This is a genomic window from Kitasatospora sp. NPDC058162, assembly GCF_042884005.1.
Classification (GTDB): Bacteria; Actinomycetota; Actinomycetes; order Streptomycetales; family Streptomycetaceae; genus Kitasatospora.
Genome location: NZ_JBHVUS010000043.1, coordinates 65,808 through 79,048 on the forward strand (window position 1 = coordinate 65,808; position 13,241 = coordinate 79,048).

The 13,241-nt window shown below is 71.5% G+C and carries 10 protein-coding genes; 8 read left to right on the forward strand and 2 right to left on the reverse strand.

Annotated elements, in window-relative coordinates:
* Window positions 1-115 precede the first annotated feature (115 nt).
* The 8 genes from ACFVXG_RS40745 to ACFVXG_RS40780 all read left to right on the forward strand — a co-directional run bounded on the left by ACFVXG_RS40745 (window position 116) and on the right by ACFVXG_RS40780 (window position 9,822).
* Window positions 116-1,036, forward strand: coding sequence for a TetR family transcriptional regulator (locus ACFVXG_RS40745; protein WP_387935396.1), 921 nt, complete (start codon window positions 116-118; stop codon window positions 1,034-1,036).
* Between the two features lie 412 nt (window positions 1,037-1,448).
* On the forward strand, window positions 1,449-2,819 hold the full coding sequence (ccrA, locus tag ACFVXG_RS40750; RefSeq protein WP_387935397.1) for a crotonyl-CoA carboxylase/reductase: 1,371 nt from the start codon (window positions 1,449-1,451) through the stop codon (window positions 2,817-2,819).
* A gap of 10 nt (window positions 2,820-2,829) precedes the next feature.
* Window positions 2,830-4,860 carry a protein meaA gene (locus ACFVXG_RS40755; protein ID WP_387935399.1) on the forward strand — a complete coding sequence of 677 codons (2,031 nt, stop codon included), beginning with the start codon at window positions 2,830-2,832 and terminating at the stop codon, window positions 4,858-4,860.
* A gap of 42 nt (window positions 4,861-4,902) precedes the next feature.
* Window positions 4,903-5,880: an HpcH/HpaI aldolase/citrate lyase family protein gene (locus tag ACFVXG_RS40760; RefSeq protein WP_387935401.1), complete on the forward strand. Its 978-nt coding sequence runs from the start codon at window positions 4,903-4,905 to the stop codon at window positions 5,878-5,880.
* A 4-nt stretch (window positions 5,881-5,884) separates the two neighbouring features.
* The gene (locus ACFVXG_RS40765) at window positions 5,885-6,388 is read left to right on the forward strand and encodes a MaoC family dehydratase (protein WP_350506744.1); all 504 of its coding nucleotides are present in this window, start codon (window positions 5,885-5,887) and stop codon (window positions 6,386-6,388) included.
* Between the two features lie 156 nt (window positions 6,389-6,544).
* Window positions 6,545-7,747: an acyl-CoA dehydrogenase family protein gene (locus ACFVXG_RS40770; protein WP_350506743.1), complete on the forward strand. Its 1,203-nt coding sequence runs from the start codon at window positions 6,545-6,547 to the stop codon at window positions 7,745-7,747.
* Between the two features lie 517 nt (window positions 7,748-8,264).
* A complete protein-coding gene (locus tag ACFVXG_RS40775; RefSeq protein ID WP_387935403.1) occupies window positions 8,265-8,957 on the forward strand; it encodes a phosphatidylserine decarboxylase in 693 nt (230 codons plus the stop codon).
* On the forward strand, window positions 8,944-9,822 hold the full coding sequence (locus tag ACFVXG_RS40780; protein WP_380463542.1) for a CDP-alcohol phosphatidyltransferase family protein: 879 nt from the start codon (window positions 8,944-8,946) through the stop codon (window positions 9,820-9,822). The genes ACFVXG_RS40775 and ACFVXG_RS40780 overlap by 14 nt, the downstream gene beginning before the upstream one ends.
* A 79-nt stretch (window positions 9,823-9,901) precedes the next feature.
* On the opposite strand, the gene ACFVXG_RS40785 is transcribed toward ACFVXG_RS40780, so the two are convergent.
* Window positions 9,902-11,224, reverse strand: coding sequence for a hypothetical protein (locus tag ACFVXG_RS40785; RefSeq protein ID WP_350506741.1), 1,323 nt, complete (start codon window positions 11,222-11,224; stop codon window positions 9,902-9,904).
* A gap of 602 nt (window positions 11,225-11,826) precedes the next feature.
* Window positions 11,827-12,942, reverse strand: coding sequence for an alpha/beta hydrolase family protein (locus ACFVXG_RS40790; RefSeq protein ID WP_387935405.1), 1,116 nt, complete (start codon window positions 12,940-12,942; stop codon window positions 11,827-11,829).
* Window positions 12,943-13,241: the final 299 nt, after the last annotated feature.

The window sequence follows — 13,241 nt, forward strand, 5'->3', positions numbered from 1 at the left end:
GCCCCCGGGGCCGGTGTCCGCCCGCTGGCCCAGACCGGCGGTGACCGGCCCGGTCACGCCGGTGCGCCGGGGAAGGGCCGCGGACACGCCACCCGGGCCGTGTAGCGTTCCGGACATGGATCGGGTTCAGTCAGCCACCCCGCAGCACTCCGCCGGACCGCGCGGCACCGAACGGACGGCCGGCCCGTCCGGGAGCACCGGGACGGAGGCCGGGCCGGGCAGCCGCCGGGCGGCGGCGCAGCGCCAGCAGATGCGCCAGGACCTGGCCGCGGCCGCGATGGAGCTGTTCGCCTCGCAGGGCTACGAGGAGACGACGGTCGACCAGATCGCCGCGGCCGCCGGGGTCGCCCGGCGCACCTTCTTCCGGTACTTCCGGTCGAAGGAGGAGGCGATCTTCCCCGACCACGACGACACCCTGGTCCGGGTGGCCGACCTGCTGGCCAGCGCCGAGCCGGAGGAGCACCCGCTGGACGTGGTCTGCCGCGGCATCAAGGAGGTGCTGCGGATGTACGCCTCCACCCCGGGGGTGTCGGTCGCGCGGTACCAGTTGATCCGTCAGGTCCCGGCGCTGCGCGAGCGCGAGATCGCGGTGGTGGCCCGGTACGAGCGGCTGTTCACCCGGTACCTGCTGGGCCGCTTCGACACCGGCGAGTCCATCCCGTCGGGCTGGCAGCGCGGCGGCGAGGACGACTCGATGCTGGCCGAGGTGTCGGCGGCGGCGGTCGTCGCGGCGCACAACCACGTGCTGCGGCGCTGGCTGCGGGCGGGCGGCCGGGGTGACGTGGAGGCGCAGCTGGACCACTCCTTCGAGGTGATCCGGCGGACCTTCTGGGCGGCCAGCGCCCCGGGTGCCAGACGCCGGGGCTCACTGGTGGCACCGGGTGCCAGTGGGATGCCGGAGGACGTGGTGGCGGAGAGCGCACTGAGTGCCAGCCCTGGAGGTGAGGTGCTCATCACAGTCGCCCGGACGGACGCTCCACTGGACGTCGTGGTGGACAGCATCCGGGCCGCACTGAGCAGCGCCCGGGACCGCTGAGGCAGTAGAAACAGCAGGTCAGAGGCATATCGAGGGCCCGCGTCGATCCGTCGGCGCGGGCCCTCGGCGTACCCGCACTACGCGCGTTCCGGCCCCTTCCAGAGCGTCGGAATTCCTGACACCCGGTGTCTTTACGAGTGGCACAGGGTGCCACTACCTTGTTACTCACCAGTCGCGGCGCCGCGGCTCCCCACCTCGGCGCGCCGTCGTCCGGCGTTCCCACACCCCGGGAGCAGTGCCAGACCAGCAGTGCAGATCCCCGCAGTGCCGATCCCCGCAGTGCCAGCCCCGCCCGGACCACCACCGGGCGACCGCCTGACCGCCAACCACCCACCTCAGCGAAGCCGGTGTCCGCTCCCGGCTCCCCCAGACGCCCTGTGACCCTCACACAGGTACGCCTTCGGAGGCAGCCATGCAGGAAATCCTCGACGCGATCCTCAACCCCGACACCACGTCGGCCGACTTCGCGGCGATCAAGCTCCCCGAGTCCTACCGGGCGGTCACGCTCCACAAGGACGAGGAGCAGATGTTCGCGGGCCTCGACAGCCGCGACAAGGACCCCCGCAAGTCCCTTCACCTCGACGAGGTCGCCCTGCCGGAGCTCGGCCCCGGCGAGGCCCTGGTCGCCGTCATGGCCAGCTCGGTGAACTACAACACCGTGTGGAGCTCGATCTTCGAGCCGGTCTCCACCTTCGGGTTCCTGGAGCGCTACGGCCGGCTGTCGCCGCTCACCAAGCGCCACGACCTGCCGTACCACGTGCTCGGCTCCGACCTCGCGGGCGTGGTGCTGCGCACCGGCGCCGGGGTCAACGCCTGGAAGCCCGGTGACGAGGTCGTCGCCCACTGCCTGTCCGTCGAGCTGGAGTCCCCGGACGGCCACAACGACACGATGATGGACCCGGAGCAGCGCATCTGGGGCTTCGAGACCAACTTCGGCGGCCTGGCCCAGCTCGCCCTGGTGAAGACCAACCAGCTGCTGCCCAAGCCGAAGCACCTCTCCTGGGAGGAGGCCGCCTCCCCCGGCCTGGTCAACTCCACCGCCTACCGCCAGCTGGTGTCGCGCAACGGCGCCGGCATGAAGCAGGGCGACAACGTGCTGATCTGGGGCGCCAGCGGCGGCCTCGGCTCGTACGCCACCCAGTACGCGCTGGCCGGCGGCGCCACCCCGATCTGCGTGGTCTCCAACGACCAGAAGGCCGAGATCTGCCGCGCCATGGGCGCCGAGGCGATCATCGACCGCTCCGCCGAGGGCTACAGGTTCTGGAAGGACGAGAACAACCAGGACCCGCGCGAGTGGAAGCGCCTGGGCTCGAAGATCCGCGAGTTCACCGGCGGCGAGGACGTCGACATCGTCTTCGAGCACCCGGGCCGGGAGACCTTCGGCGCCTCGGTGTACGTCACCCGCAAGGGCGGCACCATCGTCACCTGCGCCTCCACCTCCGGCTACATGCACCAGTACGACAACCGCTACCTGTGGATGTCGCTCAAGCGGATCGTCGGCTCGCACTTCGCCAACTACCGCGAGGCCTTCGAGGCCAACCGCCTGGTCGCCAAGGGCAAGATCCACCCGACCCTGTCCAAGGTCTACTCCCTGGAGGAGACCGGCCAGGCCGCCCTCGACGTGCACCACAACAAGCACCAGGGCAAGGTCGGCGTGCTCTGCCTGGCCCCCGAGGAGGGCCTGGGCGTGCGCGACGCCGAGCTGCGCGAGAAGCACCTGCCCGCCATCAACCTCTTCCGCGAGGTCGGCGAGCGGAACATCCAATCCAGCCGTAACGTCTGAGACAGGTCCGATGACTGAGCCCCAGAAGCGCGACCGCCCCTGGCTGATGCGCACCTACGCCGGCCACTCCACCGCGAGCGACTCCAACGCGCTCTACCGGCGGAACCTCGCGAAGGGCCAGACCGGCCTGTCCGTCGCCTTCGACCTGCCGACCCAGACGGGCTACGACTCGGACCACATCCTCGCCCGCGGCGAGGTGGGCCGGGTCGGCGTCCCGGTCGGCCACGTCGGCGACATGCGCACCCTGTTCGACGGCATCCCGCTCGAGCAGACCAACACCTCCATGACGATCAACGCCACCGCGATGTGGCTGCTGGCGCTCTACCAGGTGGTCGCCGAGGAGCAGGGCGCCGACATCGCCAAGCTCACCGGCACCACCCAGAACGACATCGTCAAGGAGTACCTGTCGCGCGGGACGCACGTCTTCCCGCCCGGCCCGTCGGTGCGCCTGATCACCGACATGATCGCCTACGCGGTCGGCAACATCCCCAAGTGGAACCCGATCAACATCTGCAGCTACCACCTGCAGGAGGCCGGGGCCACGCCCGTCCAGGAGATCGCGTACGCGATGTGCACCGCCATCTCGGTGCTCGACGCCGTCCGCGACTCCGGGCAGGTGCCCGCCGAGCGGATGGGCGACGTGGTCGCCCGGATCTCCTTCTTCGTCAACGCCGGCGTGCGCTTCGTCGAGGAGATGTGCAAGATGCGCGCCTTCGCCCTGCTCTGGGAGAAGGTCACGCTGGAGCGCTACGGGGTCACCGACCCCAAGCAGCGCCGCTTCCGCTACGGCGTCCAGGTCAACTCGCTCGGGCTGACCGAGGCCCAGCCGGAGAACAACGTCCAGCGGATCGTCCTGGAGATGCTGGCCGTCACCCTGTCCAAGGACGCCCGCGCCCGGGCCGTCCAACTCCCGGCCTGGAACGAGGCGTTGGGGCTGCCGCGGCCGTGGGACCAGCAGTGGTCGCTGCGGATCCAGCAGGTGCTGGCCTACGAGTCGGACCTGCTGGAGTACGGCGACATCTTCAACGGCTCCGAGGTGATCGAGACCAAGACCGCGGCGCTGCTGGCCGGCGCCGAGGCGGAGATCGCCAAGGTGATGGAGATGGGCGGGGTGATCCCGGCCGTCGAGTCCGGCTACCTCAAGTCCAACCTGGTCGCCTCGCACGCCGCCCGCCGGGCCCGGATCGAGTCCGGCGAGGACAAGATCATCGGGGTGAACTGCTTCGACACCACCGAGCCCAGCCCGCTCACCGCCGACCTCGACACCGCGATCATGGTCGTCGACCCGGCCTCCGAGCAGTCCGTGCTCGCCGCCCTGGAGGCCTGGCGCGGCGCCCGCGACGAGGCCGCCGCCCAGGAGGCGCTGGCCGAGCTCAAGACCGTCGCCGCCACCGAGGCCAACCTGATGCCGGCCACCCTCGCCTGCGCCCGGGCCGGGGTCACCACCGGCGAGTGGTCCTTCGCCCTGCGCGAGGTGTTCGGCGAGTACCGCGCCCCCACCGGCGTGGGCGGCGCGCCCGTCGCGGTCGCCGCCGAGCCGGGCGGGGAGCTGGAGCAGGTCCGCGCCGCCGTCGCCGCCACCGCCGAGGAGCTGGGCGCCGGCAAGCTGCGCCTGCTGGTCGGCAAGCCCGGCCTGGACGGGCACTCCAACGGCGCCGAGCAGATCGCCGTACGGGCCCGCGACGCCGGGTTCGAGGTGGTCTACCAGGGCATCCGGCTCACCCCGGAGCAGATCGTCTCCGCCGCCGTCGCGGAGGACGTGCACTGCGTGGGCCTGTCCATCCTCTCCGGCGCGCACACCGAGCTGGTGCCGGACGTCCTGAAGCGGCTGCGCCGCGCCGGGGTGGAGGATGTCCCGGTGATCGTGGGTGGCATCATCCCGGCAGCAGACGGCGAGGCCCTCAAGGCCGCCGGCGTCGCCGCCGTGTTCACCCCGAAGGACTTCGGCATCACCACCATCATCGGCCGGATCGTGGACGAGATCCGGCTGGCCAACCGGCTCCAGCCGTGGACGTCCGCACCGACCGCGGCCACGAACTGACCAGCTGACCAGCTGACCACTGGGAAGGAACGAACCACCCTCATGAGCAACGCCAGCGACATTTCGAGCAGCCGCCTTCGCCCGCGCCGCTCCTGCCTCGCCGTACCGGGCAGCAACCCGCGCTTCCTGGAGAAGGCCCAGGGCCTCCCGGCCGACCAGGTCTTCCTCGACCTGGAGGACGCCTGCGCCCCGCTGGTCAAGGAGAGCGCCCGCCACAACATCGTCGACGCGCTGAACAACGGCGACTGGGGCAACAAGACCCGCGTCGTCCGCGTCAACGACTGGACCACCCACTGGACCTACCGCGACGTGATCACCGTCGTCGAGGGCGCCGGCCCCAACCTCGACTGCATCATGCTGCCGAAGGTCCAGGACGCCGAGCAGGTCAAGGCGCTCGACCTGCTGCTCACCCAGATCGAGAAGACCATGGGCTTCGAGGTCGGCAAGATCGGCATCGAGGCGCAGATCGAGAACGCCAAGGGCCTGATCAACGTGGACGCCATCGCCGAGGCCTCGCCCCGGCTGGAGACCATCATCTTCGGCCCGGCCGACTTCATGGCCTCGATCAACATGAAGTCCCTGGTGGTCGGCGAGCAGCCGCCCGGCTACAACGCCGACGCCTACCACTACATCCTGATGCGCATCCTGATGGCCGCCCGCGCCAACGACCTCCAGGCGATCGACGGCCCGTACCTGCAGATCCGCAACGCCGAGGGCTACCGCGAGGTGGCCGGCCGCTCCGCCGCCCTCGGCTTCGACGGCAAGTGGGTGCTGCACCCGGACCAGGTCGCCATCGCCAACGAGGTCTACTCCCCCTCGCAGGAGGACTACGACCACGCCGAGCTGATCCTCGACGCGTACGACTACTGCACCTCCGAGGCGGGCGGCGCCAAGGGCTCCGCGATGCTCGGCGACGAGATGATCGACGAGGCCAGCCGCAAGATGGCCCTGGTCATCTCCGGCAAGGGCCGGGCCGCCGGCATGCAGCGCACCACCAAGTTCGAGATCCCGGAGGCGTAGCACCATGCAGTTCGGACGCACCTACGAGGAGTTCGAGGTCGGCGCGGTCTACAAGCACTGGCCCGGTAAGACGGTCACCGAGTACGACGACCACCTGTTCTGCCTGCTCACCATGAACCACCACCCGCTCCACATGGACACCAACTATGCGGAGAAGACGACGGACTTCGGCAAGAACGTCGTGGTGGGCAACTACATCTACTCGCTGCTGCTCGGCATGTCCGTCCCGGACGTCTCCGGCAAGGCGATCGCCAACCTGGAGATCGAGTCGCTGCGCCACATCGCGCCGACCTTCCACGGCGACACCCTCTACGGCGAGACGACCGTCCTGGACAAGTGGCCGTCCAAGTCCAAGGACGACCGCGGCATCGTCTACGTCGAGACCAAGGGGTACAAGCAGGACGGCACGGTCGTCTGCGTCTTCCGCCGCAAGGTGATGGTGCCGACCGCGACGTACATCAAGGAGCGCGGCGGCGAGCAGCCGGGGCGCCCCGAGCCGCTCGCCTAGTCCCCTCTCCTCTATAGACCCCTATAGACCCCGGACGGGAAGGCCGCCGTCATCGGCCGACCCCCACCCGGTCGGGGGCCCTGCTGCCGCAGCCACGCCGGCAGGGCCCCCGGAAATCCCCCCCCCCGCCCGTTTCAGACATTCCGGAGCCGCACGATGGGACGCCTCGCACAGACCGACGGCCTCACCGAGATTCAGCGGGACATCCTCGCCACCGTGCGGGATTTCGTCGACAAGGAGATCATTCCGGTCGCGACCGAGCTGGAGCACAAGGACGAGTACCCGACCGCCATCGTCGAGGGCATGAAGCAGCTCGGGCTGTTCGGCCTCACGATCCCCGAGGAGTACGGCGGCCTCGGCGAATCCCTGCTCACCTACGCCCTGGTGGTCGAGGAGATCGCCCGCGGCTGGATGTCGGTCTCCGGCATCGTCAACACCCACTTCATCGTGGCGCACATGATCAACGCCCACGGCACCCAGGAGCAGAAGGACTACTTCCTGCCGAAGATGGCCGCCGGCGAGATCCGCGGCGCCTTCTCGATGTCCGAGCCCGGACTCGGCTCCGACGTCTCCGCGATCTCCACCAAGGGCGTCAAGGACGGCGACTCCTACGTCCTCAACGGCCAGAAGATGTGGCTCACCAACGGCGGCACCTCCACCCTGGTCGCGGTCCTGTGCAAGACCGACGAGGGCGGCAGCTCCCCGTACAAGAACATGACCACCTTCCTGATCGAGAAGACGGCCGGTTTCGGCCCGAACCCGACCGTCCCCGGCCTCACCGTGCCCGGGAAGATCGAGAAGATGGGCTACAAGGGCGTCGACACCACCGAGCTGGTGCTGCAGGACGTGCGGATTCCGGCCAACCGCGTGCTCGGCGGCGTCCCGGGCCGCGGCTTCTACCAGATGATGGACGGCGTCGAGGTCGGCCGGGTCAACGTCGCCGCCCGCGGCTGCGGCGTCGCCCGCCGCGCCTTCGAGCTCGGCATCTCCTACGCCCAGCAGCGCTCCACCTTCGGCAAGAAGATCGCCGAGCACCAGGCGATCCAGTTCAAGCTCGCCGAGATGGCCACCAAGGTCGAGGCCGCCCACCAGATGATGGTCATGGCCGCCCGCAAGAAGGACAGCGGCGAGCGCAACGACCTGGAAGCCGGCATGGCCAAGTACCTGGCCTCGGAGTACTGCAAGGAGGTCGTCGAGGACGCCTTCCGGATCCACGGCGGCTACGGCTTCTCGAAGGAGTACGAGATCGAGCGCCTCTACCGCGAGGCCCCGATGCTGCTCATCGGTGAAGGAACTGCGGAGATCCAGAAGATGATCGTCGGACGCCGGCTCCTGGAGGAGTACAAGATCGCCGAGTGACGGCCGGTCCCGCCTGAGCGCGGGGACCGCCGAGTGATTGCGGGGCCGCCCGGATTGACGGGCGGCCCCCTCAGGAACCGCCGGTCGACGGGCGTGCGGGCCCGTCCCGGCAGAGCGCCGTGCCATCTCACGGCCCGGCCTGGTCCGCCTGGGCCCGGCACGGCCTCCGGAAAGCGGCCGCAGGGCGTACAGCTGCAGCAACGCGCCCTGCGGCCGCTTCCGTACACCTACTTCCACCCGCTACGGCCCGTGTCCCCCACCGGGTTCCGGCCGCACCCCTGCTGAGACAAGAGTCACCAGCCCTGTCAGGTCCCTTGGGAACCGGACCGGGGCGAGCTACGGTCGTAGAGGTGGGATGCGCGTACGCACTCCCACCGGACACATGAACGAGCAGGCGGGTTGCCCACCCACCGTGTGCTCCCGATAGCATCCACCGGGACAGCAAGCCGTCCCTCTATTACCGATCCCGCGGTGGCCCCCGTCCAGCGGCCATGATCCCCCGCGACAAAGGTCTTCGATGCCCATCAGCCCGTCCCCTCACACCTCCGTCACGGACCGCGATGCCCTCGCAGCCCAGGCGGCCGGTCGGCGACCCCGCGTGACCATCGCGCGCGGAGCCACCCCCTGGTTCGTCCCCACCCTCGCCACGGCCGCCGTGACCACCGCCCTCACCCGGCGCAACGGCAAGTGGGCCCTGGCCGCGGTACCGGCCTGCGCGCTCGGCGCGGGCATGCTGTGGTTCTTCCGCGACCCCGAGCGTGAGATCGGCACCGGCAGAGTCATCTCCCCCGCCGACGGCGTGGTCCAGAGCATCGACGCCTGGCCGGACGGCCGCACCCGGGTCGCGATCTTCATGAGCCCGCTCAACGTCCACGTCAACCGCGCGCCCCTGCCGGGCACGGTGACGTCGGTCGAGCACGTCGCGGGCGGCTTCGTGCCGGCGTTCAACAAGGACAGCGACCAGAACGAGCGGGTCGTCTGGCACTTCGACACCGAGCTCGGCGACATCGAGATGGTGCAGATCGCGGGGGCCGTGGCCCGTCGCATCGTGCCGTACGTGGCCGCCGGAACCAAGGTCGAGCAGGGCGACCGGATCGGTCTGATCCGGTTCGGCTCCCGGGTCGACACCTACCTGCCGGCCGGCGTCGAGGTCGGCGTCGAGGTCGGCCAGAAGACCACAGCCGGGGTGACGCGCCTTGACCGTGACTGATCCTGAAACAATCGTCGGCCTGGACGACGAGGAGACGGCCCTGCGCCGTCGCCGCTGGGCGCGCGACCGCGAGCTGCGCGCCCCGCGCTCCCCGCAGCACCTGTCCACCGCCGACTTCCTGACCCTGGGGAACGCCGTCTGCGGCTTCCTGGCGATCTACTCGATCACCACCGGGGTCCTGGTCCCGCACATCACCAACCCGGACGCCGCTCCGGACCGGCACAGCGCCGCCACCGCGGTGACGCTGCTGCTGATCGGCTCGATGTGCGACCTCTTCGACGGCCTGGTGGCGCGGAAGCTCCGCTCCTCCGCCCTCGGAGCGGAACTCGACAACCTGGCCGACCTGATCAGCTTCGGCATCGCGCCGGCCTACTTCGTCGCGGTCTGGGGCATGGTCTCCCAGGGCTCCAACACCAAGCTCTCGGCGCTGATCGCGCTGACCGTGCTGCTCGCGGTGGTCCTGCGGCTGGCCCGCTTCTCGGCCGTCAAGATGCGGCCCGGGGTGTTCCAGGGCATGCCCTGCCCGATGGGCGCGATGACGGTCATCGCCATCGTGCTGCTCGACCCGCCGTTCCTGCCCGGTCTGCTCGCCATCTTCGGCGCCGCGTACCTGATGGTCAGCCGGATCGAGTACCCGAAGCCCCAGGGGCTGCTGGCCACCGCCACGCTCTGCTGGGTCGTCGTGGCGATCGGCTGCCTGGCCGCCTGGGCGACCGGGCTGCCCGGTGGCGACACCCTGATGCACGTCGGGGCCTTCGCCCAGATCACGCTCGCCGCGATGGCGCCGCTGCTGGTCATCCGGCGCAAGGTCGGGCAGAAGGTCGGCGACGTCCGCGCCCGACGGGCGGAGTCGCGGCTCGGCTGAGTCACTTCGTGATGTGGGAAGGGCCCGGAACCTGATGGTTCCGGGCCCTTCTGCTGTGCTCGTACGGTCGGGCGGGGGGCTAGGCGCCGCCGGTGTGGACGCTGAAGGCCGAGCGGCGGGCCGCCCGGGCCACACCCGGGTCCGGGTGCACCCCCGAGACCGCCGTCAGCACCGAGGCCGCCCGCGGGTGCCCGGACTGCCGGGCCCGGGCGAACAGCCGCACCGGATCGCCCGCCGCAGCGCCCTCGACGTGCCCCACCAGCAGCTCCGTCTCGCCGTGGTCCAGCACCGCCGCCGCCGTGTCCACCCACAGCCAGGCCGCGTCCTCGGCGCCCAGCACGTCCGCCGGGGAGACCCCCTCGTCGGCGCGCTCGGCCAGCCACAGCAGCGCGTAGGGGCGCAGCACCGGCGCGTCCACCGCCGCGCGCACCGCCTGCTCGGCCGGTCCGCCGGCCACCCGCAGCGCCTCGAAGGCCAGGCCGCGCACCAGCGCGTCATCGCCCCGGGCCGCGTCCAGCAGCTCGGCCACCGCGCGGTCCGCCGGACGGGCCGCCACCCAGGCGCGGAACTCCGCCCGGGCCGGGCCCGGCGAGTAGTCCGCGCAGGCGTTCAGCAGCTCGAAGGCGCTCTGCTCGATGTGCCCGGCCGCCGTCTGGGCGACGGTGCAGATCTCCTCCAGCTTCGCCCGGACCGCCCAGTGGCCCAACGGGGAGAGCTCGGCGGCGTCGTTCCGGCGCACCACGGCGCCGACCGCCGTCAGGCCGTCCAGCATCCAGTCCAGTACGGCGGCCACGTCGGAGGGCGCGGGCGGGGTGTCGATCTGCGGGGCCCGGCAGGTGCCGCGGACCGCCGACACGGCGGAGGCCGCGTGCGGCACGGGCGACAGGCCCGCGCCCCCGCTGCCGCCGACCCGGCGCTCGTCCAGGCCGCGGCGCAGCAGCTCCAGGAGCTCGCTGTCGGCGACCGGGCCGTCCACCAGGTGCAGGAAGGAGAGCAGCTGCGGGGCCTGGTCCACGGCCTGACCGGCCAGGACGGCGAACACCCCGCGCAACGCGGCGGGCGGCACCGGGGCGAGCAGCGTCCAGGCGTCGAACAGGCCGGACCAGCCGCGCACCACGGCCTCGTCGTCGTGCTCCCAGGCGTGCAGGCGCCAGCCGGGGCCGGCTCCGCCGTCCCGGGCCTCCACCAGGCCCACCAGCAGCGCCTGGCCCCAGGCCTTGGCCGCCGCGCCGACCGTCATGGCCAGCGCACGACCGGCTGCCCGGGCGTCCTCCGGGAGCAGCTCGCCGCGCTTGTCGACCTCCGCCAGCTCCCCGGCCCAACGGGCGATCCGGACGGCGTCCACCAGCATCCGACGGGCCAGCGGGGCGAGTTCGGCCGGCGCGGGGAAGCCCTCCGGCACCGGAACCCGGCCCCGGCCGGGCGCCGGAGCGGGCCCCCGGCGGCGGGGTACACCGACCCCGCCCGGCCTGCCACCGGAAGGCCGGTTGGCCGTACCGGGGAGACGGGTCACCGTCGCACCGGTACCGATCGTCGGCGGGAGCGGGGCATCACGGTCGCGCGGGTTCCGAGACGTCACGTCGAGCAGTCTTCCCCTTGTACGGGCCTTCTGTCACATCCGGTTGTCCGTACGACCGCTCGAGCGGGGAGAGCACCTCCGCAAGATCGGGCAACAGCGGCAAACCGCCTGGCCGGAAACGTGTGGCGGGGGCATGCCAGGGTGCTTTTGGTGCGTTGCGCTTCTCGTTCGGGCGGTCACGCTGCGTGTGGGGGTGGGGTTTCGCGGGGGTGGTGGGGGGTGGGGGGCGGCTGAAGCGGAGGGGTGGGATCCGGCCAGTTGGCATGTGCCTGTGGGAGGGCGGGGGTGCACGGGAAGTCGGCGGGGTCGACTTCTGGTGCGGTGGGGGGCTTTGCCGAGGGCACTGTGTGGGGGGCAATTGGGGAGCAAATTGTGCCCCTCTTTTGTCGCGGTATTCAGGGTTGCTGAGCGACGTCAGAGCAAAGTCAGAGCAGAGGGGTCAGCCAGCGGCGGAGGAGTTCGGTGTAGTGGTCCGGGGCCGAGTTCCAGAGGGCCGCGTGCTCGGCGCCCGGGAAGCGCTGGAGGTTCACCACGTCGTGGCGGGCGGCGGCCAGGCGCTCCACCGCGTCGATCGGCGCGATCCGGTCGTCCGGGCTGTGCAGCACGAGGGTGGGGACCCGTAGGTCCGCGCCCTCCGCCAGCCGGGAGGAGTCCGCCAGGTCGACGCCCGTACGGCCCTCCGCCGCCAGCGCGCCGAGTTCGGCGGAGACCCCGGTGAAGCCCGCCCGGGCGGCGTCCCGGCGGGCCGAGGCGGGCAGGTCGAGGACCGGCGAGTCGAGCACGATCCCGCTGATCGCCTGGGCCCAGGCCGACCGGGCCGCCGTCTGCAGCACCGTCGTCGCACCCACCGACCAGCCGTACAGGATCACCCGGCCCGCGCCGTTGTCGAGCGCCAGCCGCATCGCCGACTCGACGTCCCGCCACTCCGTCTCGCCGAAGTGGCTGTAGCCGTCCGGGGAGGCCGGGGCGCCCTCGTCGCCGCGGTAGGTGACCGCCAGCGCGGGCAGGCCCAGGCGGTGCAGGACGGGCAGCACCGGGAGGACCTGCCGACGGTCGGACTCCGGGCCGTGCACCAGGATCACCCAGGTCCCGCGCTTGCCGCCGAGCAGCCAGACCGGGAGCGCGCCGAGCTCGCCCTCGGCGGTGGTGTCCGTGAAGGCCAGGCCGAGCGCGGACGTCGGGTCGCCGAGGTACACCCGCGGGGTGAAGCGGACCTCCGTCCCGGGCGTCAGGGTGCCCCGATCCGCCCGGACCAGCCGGCGGGTGACGCCCTGCTCGTCGCTGTGCAGGACCTCCTCCACCACCGCGTGCCCGTTGTCGTCCCACTCGACCGCCCAACGGCCGGGCCGCAGGCTGTCCGGACGGCGACTGAACGTCACCCGGCCGGCCGCGAGGCTCTGCACCAGCACCGGCCCGGACTCCGGCCCGACACCCCCAGGCCCCGCCCCCGGACGGACCATTCGCTCGGAGGCCCGGCGGCCGATCACCAGGACGGCGGCCCCGGCGGCGGCCGCCACGACGGCTGCGGTTCCCCAACGCATTTCGATCCCCGCTCTGTTCTTGGACCTGGATGGTGTTCGAGCACCAGTTCACAAGGGGGGTGGTGGGGGGGCCAGTGGGCGGGGCTGTCCGGGGGATGGGGGTTCCGCTGCGCGGGGCTTGGGTGGGGTGGGTGGCTTTCGGGAGGGTGGGTGGGTCCGGGGGCGGTTCCGGGGGTGGGCGCTCCGGGGGCTGGATGATTTTCGGACCGCCGACCCTGTGGGTGGGGTGTTGAGACCGTTGGCGGTCTGAAAATCACCCGTCACGCCCCTCTCCGCACCCACCCCCTCCACCGCCCCCT